The sequence below is a fragment of the Pseudoxanthomonas sp. PXM03 genome, from assembly GCF_014852005.1.
GTDB lineage: Bacteria > Pseudomonadota > Gammaproteobacteria > Xanthomonadales > Xanthomonadaceae > Pseudoxanthomonas_A.
Genome location: NZ_JACVAU010000003.1, coordinates 1 through 17,765, shown reverse-complemented (window position 1 = coordinate 17,765; position 17,765 = coordinate 1). Strand labels below are relative to the sequence as shown.

Sequence of the window (17,765 nt, the reverse complement as noted above, 5' to 3'; positions counted from 1 at the left end):
GAGCGATCAGGCCGATGATCACGAGGCACGTGACCACACGTAGCAGATCCACGCCGGGGCGTGCGGTGTTGTAGGCCAGCGTAAATGCATAAATCGGAAAGACGATCCGCGCCCGGCGTCCAGTTTGGGCCGATCCTCCACCAAGGCTTGATCAGTGATAGCACATGCGCTGGCCAAAGCGCGGGGCCATCACTGCCCTGCCCGCTCCATCACCGCCAAGCGCACGGCATACCTGTGCAGACACTGGGCCGTGCATTACCACTACGTCGCCCAGTCCTACGCGTGCTACGACGGGCATTGGTCACTTCCATGCGATGACGCACGTGTGTAAAGCTGCCTTCCGCCACTCTCGTCTCGCATCGACATGAAACTAACGCTGGGGTTTCTTCTGATGGCGCTATGTCTGCCATCTCTCGCACAGACACCCGAGGTGCGCGTTCCGGCGGATCTGCATGAAGGCGATGTCGACCAGGCGATGGTCGTTCTCGCGCGCGAAGCGATGAGCGTCTATCGGGAAGAAGATCCAACGCGCTATCTCGGTACGAGATTCCGACTGCAACTCGTCGCGGGCCAGTACGCGCAGGCGATCGACAGCATCCACGCCTTTCGCGCGCTGCGCAACGATCTGGGTCCGCAACCGCCGATCTATCTCCAGTACGAGATCCATGCCCGCGCGAAGGTCTTGCAGGCACGTGGGGTGCCGTTCGCGCAGGCGTGGCGCCAGGCGTTTGCTCAGCAGTTCGGCGCATTGGACGACCGCACGGCATTGCAGGCGGAATTCGGCTTCGGCACGTCGCTGGCAAGACTGCGGGGCGATCTGGACGCGGCGCTGGCAAAGACGGCAGGCAGGCGAAGTTTGCCGCTGCTCGAGGCCATCGATCTTGTCCGCGCCTATCAGGTGCACGCCGCATATGCCGAGTTCCAGCCGCTGTTCGATGCAGCGCTGGAGGAGGACGATGCCCGCCGCTACCGGATCGATCGCGACCTCCTGGTCCGGACACCGGATGGCGCGCGTATTGCGGCCCTTGTCGTGCGCCCGGCCAAGGCAGCACCCTTACCCACCCTGCTGCAGTTCACCATCTACGCCAACGACGATGTGGCATGGAGCGATGCCAAGACGATGGCGGCCAATGGTTACGCAGGCGCGGTGGCGTACAGCAGGGGCAAAGGTCGAAGCCCCGATACCATCGCGCCCTTCCGGCACGACGGCGCCGATGCGGCTGCGGTCATCGACTGGATCGCCAGGCAGCCATGGAGCGACGGCCGCGTCGGCATGTTCGGCGGAAGTTACAACAGCTTCGCCCAATGGGCCGCGCTGAAGCACATGCCGCCAGCGCTGAGGGCGATCGCCACGTCCGCCTCGGCGGCACCCGGTATCGATATCCCCATGGAAGGCGGCGTCTTCCTGAACTTCATGTACGCGTGGCCCTTGTACACGATGGGGAACCGCTGGCTGGATGATGCGCGTTACGGAGACACCGCACGCTGGGCCGCGCTCGACCGGGCCGGGTACGCGAGCGGCCGGGCCTACCGGGAACGCCCACTGATGGATGGCAGTGCGAATCCGCTGTTCAACGAATGGCTGCAGCACCCTGCTTACGATGCCTACTGGCAGGCGATGATTCCACAGGAGGACGAGTTTGCCGGCATCGATATTCCCGTGCTGGCGACGACCGGCTACTTCGATGGGGCGCAGGCGGGGGTGCTGCACTATTTCCGTGAGCACCTGCGGCACCGACCCGAGGCCGACCACACGCTCCTCATAGGGCCCTACGAGCACACCACGATGCAGACTGGCGTCCCACCCTCCGTGCAGGGCTACACCCCGGACGCCGCCGCGCGCATCGATCTGCAGGCACTGCGGCTGTCGTGGTTCGATCATGTATTCAAGGGCGCGCCGAAGCCGGAACTGCTGGCCGACCGCGTGAACTGGCAGGTCATGGGCGCCAATGCATGGCGTCATGCCCGCACATTGGAGACCATGGCGACGCGGATGCAGAAACTCTGCCTGGCGCCCGGTGCCACGCCTGATGCGAGTGTCCTGTCCTTGCAGGAGCAGCCTGGCGCTGTCACCACGCAGCGCGTTGACTTCCGCGATCGCAGCGACGCCAGCTGGACGCCGTCGCCGACAGTGGTCAATCCACAGCTGGATCCGCATGCAGGTCTGGTCTTTGTCGGAGATCCTTTGCCGCGGGACACGGAACTGGCCGGACCGTTCGAGGGCATGCTCGACTTCACCGTCAACAAGCGCGATGTCGATGTCGTGATCGGCGTGTACGAGCGCACGGCTGATGGCCACTACCTGGACCTCGCCTGGTGGCTTCAGCGCGCCAGCTACGGAATGGATCGCCGCCAACGCCGCCTGCTGCAGGCAGGCGTGCCGCAGCGCCTTGCCGTGAAGGACACACGGCTGATCGGGCGCAAGCTGGCGAGTGGCAGCCGTCTTGTGGTGACACTCGGCGTGAGCAAGCAACCGGATCGCCAGCTCAACCTGGGCAGCGGCAAGGATCCGTCGGACGAAGAGGCGGCCGACGCGGGTCAGCCCCTCGAGATCCATTGGCGTGGCAGCAGTTGTCTGGTGTTTGGTATCCGCGATTGAAACGCGATGACTGCGGGGTCAACGGTTGACGCCAGCCGCTCCACGGCTGCCATCGACCCGATGCCAAGGCCCATGGACAACCACTCCGACATGTTCAGGCATCACCGTTCTCCCCAGCGATGCAGGCAATGGCTCGCGGGCGTGAGGGGGTATCACGCGATGAAGATGACACGCGATCCACCCGTTCTCATGTCCAGATCATCGTGAAGCTGCGCTCCATCGTTCCGCCAGAAGGCAACACGTCATCGCAGAGGTTGAATGCATCGGGAGGGCCGCTTTGCGGCTCGACACAGGTGGCGTGCGCCATGGCGTCGAACACCACCCAGTGCGTGCAGTCCGACACCAGTTTCAGGCGGTTTCCGCCGAGGCGCAGGACCACGTCCCCCTCCTTCTGGAAGCAATCATCCCAGGGCCCGGGGATCGCCGGCACCGTGGGCAGCGTCGCCATCCCCTCGGCATCGCGGGGATACATGCACACGGGCGAGAACTCCAGTCGCTCCGGTTTGCGGAACCAGGGGTGCCAGCCCATGACCACGGGCATCGCCTGCTCACCCGCCACCACGGTCAGGGTCATCCGCAGGCGGTCCGATTCAACGTGAATCGACTGCTTCGCGGTTCCGCCATACGGCCAGCGGCTGTCGCGCGGCAGTGCCAGCGTCAGCACCGCACTGGTGGCCGTGCGTTCGATCACTTCCCATGGAAGTGCGAACCCTACCCCGTGGATGGCATGCGGGCCCATGTTCGCTTCCAGCGTCTGCGCGACGCCGGCGGAACGGAAACGTGCGTGCCGAACGCGACCGGCCCAGGGCACCATCGGATAACAGCCCCACGCGATCATGGCGGGCCAACCATCGTCCGGCCCGATCAGTTGTTCGCTACCGCGGAACCGGATCTGCGCGATGCGGCCGCCCGCCTCTGGCGCAAGATCAACGGAGACGTTGCCGTTCCCGATGCGCAACAGGTGGCCCGGCGGCAACGGTGAGTCCGCTGCGGCAAGCGGGACCTTCGGCAGGATGTCAGCCGCCATAAGGGTCGATGGTCTGTATCCGTCCCTGCGCGTCGTGGTGGAGCTCGACCATTTTTACCGTGCGCAGATGGGTGACGCCGCCCGACAGGATTGCATCGTGGTAGAACAGATACCACCTGTCGCCGAACGCGCAGATGGAATGATGCGTGGTCCAGCCCACCACCGGCTTCAGGATGACGCCCTGGTAGACGAAGGGACCATACGGGTTGCCTCCCGTGGCATAGCAGAGAAGATGTGTGTTGCCAGTTGACCAGGACAGGTAGTACCGGCCCTCGCGCTTGTGCACCCACGGCCCTTCGAAGTAGCGGCGCGCATGGTCGCCGGAAAGCAGCGGCTGCCCGTACTCGTCGAGAATGACGACCTCCGCACTCGGTTCGGCCAGCGTTTTCATATCGTGGCTGATCCGTGCGACACGCGGCCCCAGGGCGGGCTGGTTGTCTGCAGGCTCTTCGTTGTCCGGATCGTAGGCGTTGTCGCGGTAGCGCTGCAGTTGACCACCCCAGATGCCGCCGAAGTAGAGATAGTGCTCGCCATCCGAATCGGCGAATGCGGCCGGGTCGATGGAATAGCAGCCCGGGATGGGTGCAGGCTCGGCCACGAACGGACCCGCAGGGCGATCGCTGGTTGCAACACCGATCTGGAACAGGCCGTCGGCGCGTTTGGCGGGAAAGTACAAGTAGTAGCGGCCGTCCCTGGTGGCGGCATCCGGCGCCCACATCTGCTGATCCGCCCAGGGCACATCACGTATGTGCAAGGCCATGCCGCAATCGGTCACCTCGCCCTCCGGTGAATCCATGCAGAGGACGTGGTAGTCCTCCATGCCGAAATGGCCGCCTTCGTCGTCGAAGGGAGCACCTGCGTCGATGTCGTGCGAGGGATAAATGTATATCTTGCCTTCGAACACATGGGCAGACGGATCCGCCGTGTAGATATGCGTCACCAGAGGTGCGGACACTGCCCGGCTGGCGAGTTCGTCAAGGTCAACGGTCGTCGGTTCGTGGTTCATCGCTGTGGCTGTCATCAAGATTGGAATGCCTGGATCAGGGCGTGACGCTCGCCTGGCCTGCCCTGCGCTCGGCCAGTTCCCGTTCGATGCGCGCCTCGAGGTTCTTGTTGATCTCGTAGGCCAGCAGCAGCGCGACGGCGAGCAGGAAAGGAAGGGAAGCGAACAGGCTGACGGTCAGGCGGATGCCGTCCACCGTCTGCGGCGATTGCAGCGCCGCGCCGGGCTGGTAGCCGTAATGCGCGAGCAGGCCGGCGACCAGCGCACCGCCGATGCTCAATCCGATCTTCAGGCCGCACAGCATGGCGGAGAAGATGATGGCGGTGGCGCGACGGTTGTTCTTCCACTCCGAGTAATCGGCGACGTCGGCGATCATGGCCCACAGCAGCGGAATGGTGATGCCGTAGCAGAACCCGTGCAGCATGAAGGACACGAACACAGCAGGAATCGCCGTCGGCGGGTAGACGTAGAACACCAACAGGAACAGCGTGGAGACGAACAGCGCGCCGCCGAACACGTCACGCTTGCCGAAGCGGTCGGCCAACGGCCGCGACAGTCCGATGCCCAGGATCATGCAGATGATGCCGCTGGCGTTGAACAGGCTGAACGCCGACGTGGCCGCATCCTTGGGCCACTGGAATTCCGTCAGGCCGGCACGGGTCAGCGTGGCGTTGAGCGCGCCGATGAAGCCGTTGAACCCGATGTCCTGCAGGAACGCCGCCAGTGCCGGACCGCTGAGGTAATACTGGAAGTAATAGACATACGTACCGCCCTTCAGCGCCAGGTTGATGAACACCAGAATGGTGAGCGCCAGCATGACCTGCCACGGCCGGTTGCGCACCAGGTCCGCCAGGTCCTGCATCACGCCGGAGGATTGCGTGGCGATCGGAACGACGCGCTCGCGCGTGGTGAAGAAGGTGATCAGGAAGAACACGGTGCCGACGACCGCGAACAGGGTCATCACGCTCTCGAAGCCCTTGACCTTGTCGCCGTCGCCCAGGATCAGCACCAGCGGCAGCAGCAGCACCTGGATGACGAACTGCGCCACCATCACCGCCACGAACCGGTACGCCGACAGGCTGTTGCGCTGTGCCATGTTGCCGGTCAGCACGCCACTCAGCGCCGAATACGGCAGGTTGTTGGCGGCGTACACCAGCACCAGCAGGCTGTAGGTCGTCAGGGCATAGATGATCTTGCCGCGCTCGCCGAGATCCGGCGTGCTGAAGGCCAGCAGGGCCAGGATGCCGAACGGGACCGCCGTCCACAGGATCCAGGGACGGAACTTGCCCCAGCGGGTGCGGGTACGGTCGGCGGCGATGCCGATGATCGGCGTGAAGACGAACGCCCCCAGCAGGCCCACCACGAAGATGATGGTGGCGGCGGTGGCGGCCGGCAGCTGGTAGACGTCGGTGTAGAAGAACGCCAGGTAAGTGATGAGCGTCTGGAAGATCAGGTTCGCCGCCAGGTCGCCCAGGCTGTAACCCACTTTCTCCCGGACCGACAACGGTTGTTCAAGGCTGGACATGCGGTTCTTCCGAAGGTGTTCGATGGCGTGCACGTGCCGCGTCGCGGGCACAGGATGGAAGGGATGTCATCGGCCGGCCGCCTTTACGTCGAACTGTCCGCTGGCGCGCAGATCGGCGCTGGACGCGCCCACCCGCACCTCGTAACGCCCGGGTGCCACGGCGTAGGCCTTGCTGGCTTCGTCGTAGCGCCGCAGTGCGGCATCGGCCGCGAGCTCGAACGACACCGTGCGGCGCTCGCCTGGCTTCAGGTGGATGCGCTGGAAACCGCGCAGTTCCTGCTGCGCGGCGCCCGGCATGGCCTGCAAGGGACGCACGTACAGCTGCACGACTTCCTCGCCGGCGCGGGTGCCGGTGTTGGCCACCTGTACCTGCACCGTCATGCGCCCATCGGACGCAACGACACGCTTGTCCAGCTGCAGGTCGCTGTAGTCGAACCGCGTGTAGGACAGACCATGGCCGAACGGGTACAGCGGCGTGCCGCGGAAGTACCGGTACGTCCGGCCTTCCATCGCGTAGTCGTCGAACGCGGGCATGGTTTCGTCGGCCTTGTAGAACGTCACCGGCAGGCGGCCCGCGGGATTGATGTTGCCGAACAGCGCATCCGCCACGGCGGTTCCGCCGCGCTGCCCGGGATACCAACTCATCAGGATCGCGGGCAGATTCGCCTGCGGCCAGTCCACGGCGAGGGCGGAACCACCGGTCAGCACCAGCACCACCGGCTTGCCGGTGGCATGCAGCGCTTCCAGCAATGCGCGTTGCGGCGACGGCAGGCGCATGTCGGTGCGATCACCCCCGGCGAACCCGGGATAGTTGACGGTCATCTCCTCGCCTTCCACGTCGCCGGTCAGGCCACCCACGAACACCACCACATCCGCCTTGCGTGCCACGTCGAGTGCTTCCTCGAATGGCGGCTTCGCGCCCGGCATGCGCCAGGCCAGGCGCACGCCGGCATCGCGCTCGGCGTCGTAATACTCGAGGCGCAGGTCGTAGGCGCGCCCGGCCTGCAGATCCAGTTCCACGCCATCGCTGCGCAGGCGGTCGCTGTTCGTCCAGCGGTCGAGCACGCGCTTGCCGTCCACGTACAGGCGGTAGCCGTCGTCCGCGGCCGCTTCGATCCGGTAGCGGCCGGATACCGGCGGCAACAGCTGGCCACTCCAGCGGATGCTGAAACCATCGTTCGGAATGCCCTGCCCCGGCGCCGCCTCGCCGCGCGCCAGCAGGTTGTCGGTCGGCGAACCGCGATCCCAGCGGAAGCCGATCTGCGCATCGGTGCGCACCAGGGCCGGCGTACCGGACAGATCCGGCGTGCGGAAGTACTCGCCGCGCAGGCCGCGCTCGGGGGATACGGCCGACGGCCGCAGGAACGCGGCTTCGATCAACGGGGTCGCTGCCGGATCGTCGCGCCCTTCCACCAGGTCCACGCCGCGCGCGTACGTCACCTCGATGCCCTTCGCCGCGTCACGGATGCCCTGCAGCACGGTCACGGGCGCGGCCGGCGTGCCGTAATAGTTGCCGAGCAGCGCCATGGTGTCGTCGGCGGTCGGGCCGATCACCGCGATGCGCTTGAGGGTGCGCGGCAATGGCAGCGTACCGTCGTTTTTCAGCAAGACCAGCGATGCCTGTGCTGCTTTCAGTGCCAGCGCATCGTGCGCCGGCGCCTGGTTGACCGAATACGGAATGCGCGCCCAGCGCACGCGTTCCGGTGGGTCGAACATGCCCAGCCGCATCCGCGCCGCGAACAGCCGGGTCACCGCGTCGTCGATCTCGGCTTCGCTGATCAGTCCCTGGCGCACCGCGGCGGGCAGCGTGGCGTATTCCTCGCCGCATTCCAGTTCGGTGCCGTTCTTGACCGCCAGCGCCGCGGCTTCCTCGCGGGTGGCGACGATCTTGTGGTTCTTCCAGATGTCCACGATCGCCCAGCAGTCGGATACCACGTACCCCTTGAATCCCCAGTCGCGACGGAGGATGTCGCGCAGCAGGAAACGGCTGGCGCTGGCCGATTCGCCGTAGACGCGGTTGTAGGCGCCCATCACCGCGTCCACGTCGCCTTCCTTCACCAGTGTCTCGAAGGCAGGCAGGTAGGTGTCATACAGATCGCGCTGGCTCGGGCGCGCATCGAAGTGATGGCGGTCGGCCTCGGGGCCACTGTGCACGGCGAAGTGCTTGGCGGTGGCATCCAGCTTGCGATAGGTCGGGTCGTCGCCCTGCAGGCCGCGTACGAACGCCACCCCCATGCGCGCGGTCAGGTAGGGATCCTCGCCGTAGGTCTCCTGGCCGCGACCCCAGCGCGGGTCGCGGAATATGTTGATGTTCGGCGACCAGAAAGTTAGGCCCTGATAGCGGCCATGCGAGCCGTCGCGCACGAACTGGTGATGCTTGGCGCGCGCCTCGTCGCTGATGGTGGTGGCCACGTCGCCCATCAGCGGCACGTCGAACGTCGCGGCCAGGCCGATGGCCTGCGGGAACACCGTCGCCTGGCCCGCGCGCGCCACGCCGTGCAGCGCTTCATTCCACCAGTCGTAGGCAGGCACGCCCAGGCGCTCGATGGCAGGCGCGGCGTTCTGCATCTGCGCCGCTTTTTCTTCCAGCGTCATCTGCCCGACCAGCGCGGCCGCGCGTGCTTCGAAACTCTTCGACGTATCGAGCCAGGGCTTTGCGTCCGCCGCCCATCCGGGCCGCGCCACCAGCGCGAAGACACACAGCGCGAGCGCGCGCAGGCCGGGGCGGACACGCCGGTACGCAGAAAGGGGACGGCTCACGGTCTTCATCATTCGCTCCTCAAGGGACGTTCATCGCGTGCAAAAGGGCCCAGCAGCGTGCCGACGAAGCCGCCGGCGCGGTCGGTGCTCAACACGGTGCCATCGACATCGCGCGCCAGCGATTGCCAGCCCCGGCCATCGCCGGTGTCGAACGCGAAGCCGTAGGCACCCTCATCGCCTTCGATCTTCAGCCGCAGCGTGTCGCTGCCCTCGACCTCGCGTGTGGCGAGTGTGCGCGTGGTGCCGCCACCGTCGCGGCCTTCAAGGAAGATGGCCAAGCGCCCATCGGCCGCGGGCCGCACGCCGAGGAAATACCAGTACGCCTCGCTCTGGAAAGCGGCCAGACCCGCGGCGATACCGGGCGTGGGCTGCGTCATCGCCGTGCTGGCCTCGAAGCGCAGATGCTGCTGGCGGCGGCCGAGGAATGCTGGATTGCGCAGCGTGTCCAGTCCTTCCGGTAGTGGATGCACGGCGAGCGCCCCCGGGCGCGCGGCCAGGTCGGCCCACGCCTGCTTGGGCACGCGCACGCGCAGCCACTCGGGCCGCAGCGTGGTGCCATCGAATTCGTCGCGATGCACGAAGTTGCCGGTGAAGGGCGCCTGCGTGGCATTCCCGCGCATCCACGCAGGGGCAGCGGCAATGTAGGGGATGGTCTGCCCCGCCGGCAGGATCACCGGCCAGCCATCGCGCCACTGCACCGGCAGCAGATATGTTTCGCGCCCGGTGTTGTAGTGGCGCTGCTGGTAGTTGCGGCTGGCCAGGAACACCGCCCACCACGTGCCGTCGGGGCCTTCGACCAGATCGGCGTGGCCGGCATTGGTGATCGGCAGGCGCCGGTCCGGCGCCAGGTCGCGCTGGGTCAGGATCGGATTGCCTGCATACGGTGCATACGGGCCCCAGACATCGCGGCTGCGCAGCACCACCTGCGAATGCTGCGGCCCCGTGCCGCCTTCAGCATCGGACAGGTAATACCAGCCGTCGCGCTTGTAGATGTGCGGCCCCTCGATCCAGATCGGATTCTTCTCGGGTTCCACACCACCATCGATCAGCGCCTTGCGCGGGCCGATGGGCTGGAAGCGGGCGATGTCGATCTGTTGCATCCAGATGGCGCGGTGGCCGTCATAGCGCGCCGGTCCGGGCGGCTCGTCGTTGTTGAGCAGATAGACCTTGCCATCGGTGTCGAAGAACAGCGACGGGTCGATGCCCCCGATGGTCGGCAGCCAGTGCGGGTCGGACCACGGACCTGCCGGATCGCGGGCGGTGGCGATGAAGTTGCCCCCACTGTCCGTGGCCGTGGTCACCAGGTAGAACATGCCGTCATGGAATTCGATGGCGGGCGCGAAGATGCCGCGCGACACGCTCAGGCCGTCGAAGTCCAGCTGGGTGGGCCGGTCGATGACGTTGCCGATCTGCTTCCAGTGCACCAGGTCCGTGCTCTCGAACACCGGGATGCCCGGGAAGAAGGTGAAGCTGGAGTTGACCAGATAGAACTTGCCGTTCGCGCTGACGATGCTGGGGTCGGCATGGAAACCGGCCAGGATGGGGTTGCGGTAGTGGCCGGTGGGCAGCGGCGGTTCGAATGCCGCATCGCGGCCGGTGTATTCGAACCAGTCGAAGTAGACCGGCGGCGCCCCGTCCTTGGGCTGGGCATTGCCCGTGACCGTCAGCAGCAGGAGCGCGGCGGCCAGTAGGCCGCGCGCGGCGTGGCGGGTTGCACCCTGCGCAGTGGCATGTCGACGGTCGTTCTGGTGGCGACGCAGGGAGAACAGCTTCATCGGGGCACCTCGACGGCAGGGACGGGAAGTTCGAAGGGACCGGCCGGCAACCCGGCGGTATCGCGAAGCGTGCATACCGGGCCATCCGCCCAGCAGTAGCGCACGTACATGGCGGTGGAAGCGCGCGGGCCGCGCAACACGACATACCGCCCGTCGAGGGCGGCATCCGCGTAGTCGCAGCGCTTCGCCGCATCGCAGAGTTCGAAGCCGATGGGGCCGTGCGCGCCGGTCGTCACCAGGGCGCCGGTGACATTGTCGAACGCCACGCTGATGCCGTCCTGCACGCGTGCTGCATCACGCGCGGTCGGGCCGGACGGCGCCAGCGCACGCTCACCGTAGATGACATGGCGTGCCACGCGCGCCAGGCGGCGGCCGAGTTCCTGCTTGTTCGGTGGATGGATGTCGTAGGCGTCACCGATGTCGATGGCGACCACCAGCCCGGCATGCGGATCTTCAGCCACAACATGCCGCTGCGCCTCACGCACCTGCGCCCAGCCGCTTTCCACCGGCGCCGACGGTGGCATGCCATAGCCGGCCAGCTGTACGACGAGCCAGGGGACCTGGGCGCCGAAGCGCTGCCGCCAGTCATCGCGCAACGTGCGCAGCCGCGCGGCGTAGGCAGCGCCGTCGCCGGTATTGGATTCGCCCTGGTACCACAGCATGCCGCGCAGACCGACCGTACCCAGCGGCGCGATCATGCCGTTGTACAGCGTCGACAACCCCGATGCCGTATGCCACGGAGCACGGGGGGGCTCATCGGCGCCGGGCTCGGGCCGGTAGCGCCAGCGGCCATCGAGCACCACGCGCGTGCCATCGTCGAAGGCCAGGGCGTGCGCACTGGCCGGGCCGGCGAGGCCGCCGTCGCGATAGGTGTCCAGCACATTGACCACCACCGTGTTGATGCCCGCCTTCAACAATCCGGACGGCAGCGGATAGCGACGCGGCTCACCGGCGCCGTAGCGGCTGCCCACGGCGGTGCCATTGACCCAGGTCATGTCGGTCTCGTCGGCGGGCCCGAATTCCAGCGTTGCGCCACGTGCCGCCTGCGCCGCCGTCAACGTCACCTGCGTGCGATACCACACCATGCCGTTGTAGTCGTCGAGCGCCGGCACGCCCCAGCGCTCCCATGCGCCCAGCGTTGCGGGCGCCGTGCGCCAGCCGGTGTCGGGCGCATCTGCACGCCAGGGGGCGTCGCCTGACGTGGCACCTTCGCGCGTGGTCCACCAGCGCTCCCAATGACGTCCCCATTGCGCGAGCGCGGCAGGTGTGTCCGTGGCGTAAAGCGCAAGCACGTCGAGCGCTTCAGCGCTCCCGCCACCGGTACGCAGTGCCGTGGCGCTGGTCCAGGCTTCGATCCGCGAGCCGCCCCAGGCCGCTTGGATCAGGCCCATCGGCACGTCGACCGTCTTCTGCAGTTCCCGCGCGAAGTAGAAGCAGGCCGCGGAGAAATCCCGCACGGAATCGGGCGATGCCACCTGCCAGTGTGCATCACCCTGGAAACGGGACTGGGGCGCGACGGCACCTGCCTGCGGCACCGTGAACAGCCGGATCCGCGGATGCGCCGAGGATGCGATCTCCGAACTCGCATCCAGTGCCCGCCAGACCGGCAACTCCATGTTCGACTGCCCCGCGCAAAGCCAGACGTCGCCCACCTGCACGTCGCGCACTGTCTGCGCGCCCGCGCCGGCGTTCACCACCAGGTCGTACGGTCCGCCGGCGGCGCGCGCCGGCAGCGTCACTTCCCAGCGGCCATCGGTCGCGGCACGCGCACCGGCCTTCGTGCCGGCCAGCATCACGCTGACCTGTTCGCCCGGATCGGTATGCCCCCAGACGCGGATGGCCGCGTCGCGTTGCAGCACCATGTGGTCCTGGAACAGGGCATGCAGCAGTGCGCCATCGGGCTCGCGGGCGTGCGCGACGGGCGCGCCGCTCCCCAGCAGCGCGACCGCCAGCAGCACCCCCATGATGCGGTAAGCCTTCATCGACCATCCCCCGGCGCATACGGGAACTGCAGCGCTTCGTAATACGCCAGCGGGTGCGGCGGCGGCGCCTGGCCCTCCGGCAGCGGGCGACGCGCGAATGTCTGGAAGTACGCGATGCTGGCGTCACGCCACCACTGCGCTTCCTTTTCCTGAATGACCAGGAAGGCCGCCACCTGCGCGTGCCGCGGCGCATCGACATGCGACGACACCCCGTCCCACGTGGACCGCATGCCGCGCACGTAGTCCACGCCGCGGGCGTAGCGCATCACCAGTTCGTCCCACAACGGCCGGCCCGACGCCATCGGATGATCCCAGGGCACGTGGTGGAACCACAGGAGGAATTCCTCCGGCACGCGTGCGACATCGCCGAACTGGCGCGCCACCGGCGGGAAATACTGCGCCACCGCGTTGCTCCCCGTCGCGGAACGGTCGAAGCCGATGCCGTCCTGGTCGGCCCGGTGGTAGTACACCGATGTCCAGTCGGCGCGCGGACCGCCCTGCACCCACGGCCCCGGACCGTAGTGATGACCGCGCCCCATCAGGTGGTGCAGGCCCAGCGGCGTCATGTAGTCCACGGCCGCCTGGCGCGACCCCATCATCATCTCCACGACGGGTGCCACCACGCCATCATCGTCGGAGAAAGTCATGCGGACCCACTCTTCGGCGATGCCCCGCGCGGCCAGTGAGGGATTCCACGCAAGGCGGCCGTACACGTACCAGTTAGCCTGGTCGAAGTGCGACCCGCTCCAGTTGCGGTCCGCGCCAATGTTCGCCACGCCCGCCAGGCCGGTGAGCGCGTGTCCCTCGAGCGTGCCGTCGATGACCTTCCTGACCGTGGAACCGGTGCCGCGCGCATGCGTGTCCGCGGCAAGCACTTCTTCGTACAGCGGCCCCAGATAGACCAGATGCGTGGCGAACCCGAGGTATTCCTTGGTGATCTGCAGTTCCAGCATCAACGGCGTGCGCGGCATGGCGCCGAACAGCGGATGGAACGGCTCGCGCGGCTGGAAGTCGACGGGACCGTTCTTCACCTGGACCAGGACGTTGTCGCGGAACTCGCCGTCGTGAAGCACGAATTCCGTGTACGCCTGCTTGGCGCGATCGTCGGGTTCCTCATGCGAGTAGACGAACGCGCGCCACATCACCGTGCCGCCATGGGGCGCCAGCGCCTCGGCCAGCATGTTTGCGCCATCGACGTGGGTTCTTCCGAAGTCCTGTGGACCGGGCTGGCCTTCGGAATTCGCCTTCACCAGGAAGCCGCCGAAATCCGGAATCGCGCGGTAGATCTCGTCGGCCTTGTCCTTCCACCAGCGCCGCACGGTCGGGTCCAGCGGGTCGGCCGTCTGCAGTCCCCCAATCTCCATCGGCGCGCTGAAGCGGGCGCTCAGGTAGACACGGATGCCGTACGGACGGAACACGGATGCCAGCGCCTGGGTCTTGTCCAGGTACATGGGCGTCAGGCTCAGTGCATGGGAGTTGACGTTGTTGAGCACCGTGCCGTTGATGCCCAGCGATGCATTGGCACGGGCGTAGTCGGTGTAACGCGGATCCAGGTAGTCGGGCAGCGTGTGCCAGTCCCAGATCGAAGCACCGGCGTAGCCGCGCTCCACATACCCGTCGAGATTGTCCCAATGGTTCAGTACGCGCAGTTTCACCCGCGGCGACTCGCGCACGTCCAGCGCATCGATCACCTGCCCCGTCTGCAGCAGGCGAAGGAAATGGAAGCTGCCGTAGAGCACGCCGATATCGGTGTTCGCCGCGATCACCGTGGCCGCCTGGTCACCGATGCGCACACTGCGGATCAGGTAACCCTCCGTTCCCAGCGGACGCGTGTCCAGCCGCAGGCCGGCGACGACCGGAGAAGAAGCGGCCGTCCCCGCCACCAGCGCGCCATCGCGGGTGACCGCCGCCGCGACATCGGGCGCCTGCCCGGTCAAACCGGCCAGACCACGCAGCAGCTCCGCGTGCGCGACCGCCAATGTGGCCGACGGCGCCGGCATCACCAGCTGGGTGGTGCGTGCCCGGTAGTGCTCCACCGTTGCCGGTGCGGCAGGCGCGTAGCGCAGCCAGAGGTCGTAGCCGTCCTCCGCCTGCGCGCCGACTGCCTGCACGCACATCAGGCAGCCCACTACAAGCAGGTGGAGGCCGCGCCGGAGGGCAGCGCGCCCCTCGTCGCCCCGCCGTGTTGGCGATACCATGAGGCACGACAGGAAAGCGGCCCAGAGCGCGGATTTCATGGCCGTCCCCGCGCTGGTTGCTGTCGCGCGGAGCGGTCATGGGTCGCCCGCCTTCCGACCCCTGAAAGGAACCCGTTTTGGAAAAGCCGACGAGAGCCGTGCGACGCAAGAGCCGCGGCATCACCATCGACGAAGTGGCCGCACTCGCGGGCGTTTCCCCGATGACCGTGTCGCGCGTGATCAACGGCAAGTCCAAGGTCAAGGATGCGACGCGCGAACGGGTCATGCGCGCCGTCCGCAAGCTCGACTACACGCCCAACCTGGCGGCCAGCTCGCTCGCGGCCGCGCAGCACACCCGCATCGCCCTGATCTATACCAATCCCACCGGCGCCTACCTGCGCGAACTGCTGCTTGGCCTGCTGCGCGTCGCCTCGCGGACGACCATCCAGCTGGTGAGCGAATACTGGGAAGACGTGGATGCCGAGTCGGAGCGGAAGGCGGCGCGAGAGCTGGCCAAGCGTGTCGATGGCGTCATCCTGCCGCCGCCCCTGTGCGAATCCCGCGCGGCGGTAAGCGAGCTGGTACGCGCCGGTGTCCCGGTGGTCGCCATCGCGTCGGGACGGTTCAGCGACGAGATCTCCTGCGTGCGCATCGACGACTTCCGCGCGGGCAAGGAAATGGCCGAACACCTCATCGAGCATGGCCATACCCACATCGGATTCATCAAGGGCCGGTCCGACCTCAGCGCCAGTGCGCGACGCTTCGAGGGTTTCCAGGCGGCCCTGCATGAAGCGGGACTGACGCTGGAGCCCGGCCTGGTGCAGCCCGGCGACTACACGTATCGCGCGGGGCTGAAGGCAGCGGAGAAACTGCTGTCGCTGCGCCGGATGCCCAGCGCCATCATCGCCAGCAACGACGACATGGCCGCCGCCGTCATCTCGGTGGCGCACCGGCGTGGACTGGATGTGCCGCGTGATCTGTCGGTGGTGGGCTTCGATGACACCTCGGCCGCCACGACGGTATGGCCGGAACTCACCACCATCCACCAGCCGATCGCGTCGATGGCCAACGACGCCATCGACGTCCTGCTGCGCAGCATCCGCCGCCAGGACGGCACGACCCGCGTGCTCGCCGACCACGTGGCGGCACACCGTCTGGTCGTGCGCGACTCGGTCTCGGTGCCGCCCAAGGCCAGGCGCCGCTGAAACGCCACGGGCCCGCCCTGCGGATCGCGCGATAGGACTAATGGGGTAGCGCGCCACGGAAGGCATGCTCCGTTCCTAGCCTTCCATCTGCTCGAGTTCCTTGCCCTTCGTCTCGTAGACGAACCGGAGCACGAAGAAGACCGAAATGATCGCCGCCACGGTGTAGATGCCATACGCCCCGGCCAGACCGATGCTCGCCAGCAGGATGGGAAAGGTCACGGTGATCGCGAAGTTCGACGTCCACTGCGCGGCACCCGCCACCGCCAGGCCCGAGCCGCGGATCTGGTTGGGGAACATCTCGCCCAGCATCACCCACATCACCGGGCCCCACGACATGTTGAAGAAGATCACGTAGACGTTCGCCGCCACCAGCGCCACCAGGCCCATGGTGTCGGACAGCGCCAGCTTTCCGCCGGCATCGAGCGAGGCGCTGGCGAACGCAGCGCTGACCAAGGCCAGCGAAACGGCCATGCCCACGGAACCGATCCACAACAGCGGCTTGCGGCCGATGCGGTCGATCAGCACCAGTGCGATCAGGCAGGCGCCGATGCTCAGCGCGCCGGACAGTACATTGATCAGCAGCGCATCGTTCTCGGAAAAGCCGACGGCCTGCCACAACACCGCGCCGTAGTAGAACACCACGTTGATGCCGACCAGCTGCTGGAACGTGGCCAGGCCGATGCCCACCCAGACGATCGGGCGGATTCTTCCCGTGGCCTTGTTGATCAGGTCCGACAGCTGCGGACGATGCTGGTCCGCCGACAGCGAGGCTTCGATCTCGCCCAGCTTGGTGGCCGCTTCGGTCGCGCCATACAGTCGGGTCAACACTTCGCTGGCGGCGGCAGTGCGCCCCTTCACCACCAGATAGCGCGGGCTTTCTGGGATGAACAGCAACAGCAGCAGGAACACCGCCGACGGAACGGCCTGCATCCAGAACATCCAGCGCCACGCCGCATGACCCAGCCACAGCGCCTCGGTCGACGCACCGGCCGCCTTGGCCAGCAGGTAATTGGACAGGAACGCGCAGAACAATCCGCTGATGATGGCGATCTGCTGCACCGTGGCCAGCCGGCCGCGGTAGCGCGCCGATGCCACTTCGGCGATATAGGCCGGCGACATGACGCTGGCCGCGCCGACCGCGAAGCCGCCCAGCACGCGCGCAGCGATGAACACCAGCGAGCTGTGCGCCGCGCCGGCCCCGATGGCCGATAGCAGGAACAGCACCGCCGAGATGATCAGCACCGCACGCCGTCCCCAGCGATCAGCCAGGCGACCGGCGAAGAACGCACCCACCGCGCAGCCCAGCAGCATCGAGGCCACTTCGAAACCGATGCCGGCCGAACTGGACTGGAAGGTCTGCTTGAGGCCGTCGACGGTGCCGTTGATCACGCCGCTGTCGAAGCCGAACAGGAAGCCACCAATGGTGGCCACGCAGCTGATCAGGATGATGAAGCGGGTGTTTTCGCCACTGGCGATGTGGCCACCCTCAAGCGTGGTGCTGTTCATTCGTTGCGCCCCTCCAGGCTTCGAATCGACCTGCTGCCCATGCCTCCGCCCGAACCACGCGGGCGGAAGCCGTCATCACGCGCTCAGCGCAGCAGGTACTGGTTGAGCAGGTTCTCGTAACGCTCCTGCTTGCCGCTGATCTGCTTGGGTTCGCCCTGCCCGGCCGCCAGCGCAGCCAGATCGGCCAGCCCCAGCGTGCCGTTCTC

Annotated in this window: 10 protein-coding genes; 2 read left to right on the top strand and 8 right to left on the bottom strand. The window is 66.9% G+C overall.

The annotated features are described in order from the left end of the window. Positions 1-364 precede the first annotated feature (364 nt). The gene (locus IB223_RS14335; RefSeq protein ID WP_192202458.1) at positions 365-2,599 is read left to right on the top strand and encodes a CocE/NonD family hydrolase; all 2,235 of its coding nucleotides are present in this window, start codon (positions 365-367) and stop codon (positions 2,597-2,599) included. 187 nt (positions 2,600-2,786) lie between these two features. On the opposite strand, the gene IB223_RS14330 is transcribed toward IB223_RS14335, so the two are convergent. The 7 genes from IB223_RS14330 to IB223_RS14300 all read right to left on the bottom strand — a co-directional run bounded on the left by IB223_RS14330 (position 2,787) and on the right by IB223_RS14300 (position 14,788). Next, entirely contained in the window at positions 2,787-3,626 is an 840-nt protein-coding gene (locus IB223_RS14330; RefSeq protein ID WP_192202457.1) for an aldose epimerase, read from the bottom strand. Next, positions 3,616-4,632 (bottom strand): glycoside hydrolase family 43 protein, encoded by a 1,017-nt coding sequence (locus IB223_RS14325; protein ID WP_192202456.1) that lies wholly within the window; start codon positions 4,630-4,632, stop codon positions 3,616-3,618. The genes IB223_RS14330 and IB223_RS14325 overlap by 11 nt, the downstream gene beginning before the upstream one ends. 34 nt (positions 4,633-4,666) lie before the next feature. Next, on the bottom strand, positions 4,667-6,154 hold the full coding sequence (locus IB223_RS14320; RefSeq protein ID WP_192202455.1) for an MFS transporter: 1,488 nt from the start codon (positions 6,152-6,154) through the stop codon (positions 4,667-4,669). A 66-nt stretch (positions 6,155-6,220) separates the two neighbouring features. After that, on the bottom strand, positions 6,221-8,923 hold the full coding sequence (locus IB223_RS14315) for a glycoside hydrolase family 3 protein (RefSeq protein WP_192202454.1): 2,703 nt from the start codon (positions 8,921-8,923) through the stop codon (positions 6,221-6,223). Next, a complete protein-coding gene (locus IB223_RS14310; RefSeq protein WP_192202453.1) occupies positions 8,923-10,689 on the bottom strand; it encodes a glycoside hydrolase family 43 protein in 1,767 nt (588 codons plus the stop codon). Before IB223_RS14310 ends, IB223_RS14315 begins: the two co-directional genes overlap by 1 nt. Beyond that, positions 10,686-12,551 carry a sialate O-acetylesterase gene (locus IB223_RS14305; RefSeq protein WP_225591134.1) on the bottom strand — a complete coding sequence of 622 codons (1,866 nt, stop codon included), beginning with the start codon at positions 12,549-12,551 and terminating at the stop codon, positions 10,686-10,688. Before IB223_RS14305 ends, IB223_RS14310 begins: the two co-directional genes overlap by 4 nt. A 116-nt stretch (positions 12,552-12,667) precedes the next feature. Next, a complete protein-coding gene (locus tag IB223_RS14300; RefSeq protein WP_192202780.1) occupies positions 12,668-14,788 on the bottom strand; it encodes an alpha-glucuronidase family glycosyl hydrolase in 2,121 nt (706 codons plus the stop codon). Between the two features lie 197 nt (positions 14,789-14,985). On the opposite strand from IB223_RS14300, the gene IB223_RS14295 reads away from it, so the two are divergent. Then, positions 14,986-16,053, top strand: a complete 1,068-nt coding sequence (locus IB223_RS14295) for a LacI family DNA-binding transcriptional regulator (protein ID WP_192202451.1) — start codon at positions 14,986-14,988, stop codon at positions 16,051-16,053. Between the two features lie 75 nt (positions 16,054-16,128). On the opposite strand, the gene IB223_RS14290 is transcribed toward IB223_RS14295, so the two are convergent. Beyond that, on the bottom strand, positions 16,129-17,559 hold the full coding sequence (locus tag IB223_RS14290) for a sugar porter family MFS transporter (RefSeq protein WP_192202450.1): 1,431 nt from the start codon (positions 17,557-17,559) through the stop codon (positions 16,129-16,131). Between the last annotated feature and the right edge of the window lie 206 nt (positions 17,560-17,765).

Bases quoted from the DNA above. Each gene is read 5' to 3' on its own strand.
- IB223_RS14300 (WP_192202780.1), bottom strand. From the start codon at position 14,788: ATGTGCGTGCAGGCAGTCGGCGCGCAGGCGGAGGACGGCTACGACCTC.
- IB223_RS14335 (WP_192202458.1), top strand. From the start codon at position 365: ATGAAACTAACGCTGGGGTTTCTTCTGATGGCGCTATGTCTGCCATCT.
- IB223_RS14310 (WP_192202453.1), bottom strand. From the start codon at position 10,689: ATGAAGCTGTTCTCCCTGCGTCGCCACCAGAACGACCGTCGACATGCC.
- IB223_RS14290 (WP_192202450.1), bottom strand. From the start codon at position 17,559: ATGAACAGCACCACGCTTGAGGGTGGCCACATCGCCAGTGGCGAAAAC.
- IB223_RS14305 (WP_225591134.1), bottom strand. From the start codon at position 12,551: ATGGTGCTGCAACGCGACGCGGCCATCCGCGTCTGGGGGCATACCGAT.
- IB223_RS14320 (WP_192202455.1), bottom strand. From the start codon at position 6,154: ATGTCCAGCCTTGAACAACCGTTGTCGGTCCGGGAGAAAGTGGGTTAC.
- IB223_RS14330 (WP_192202457.1), bottom strand. From the start codon at position 3,626: ATGGCGGCTGACATCCTGCCGAAGGTCCCGCTTGCCGCAGCGGACTCA.
- IB223_RS14315 (WP_192202454.1), bottom strand. From the start codon at position 8,923: ATGAAGACCGTGAGCCGTCCCCTTTCTGCGTACCGGCGTGTCCGCCCC.
- IB223_RS14325 (WP_192202456.1), bottom strand. From the start codon at position 4,632: ATGAACCACGAACCGACGACCGTTGACCTTGACGAACTCGCCAGCCGG.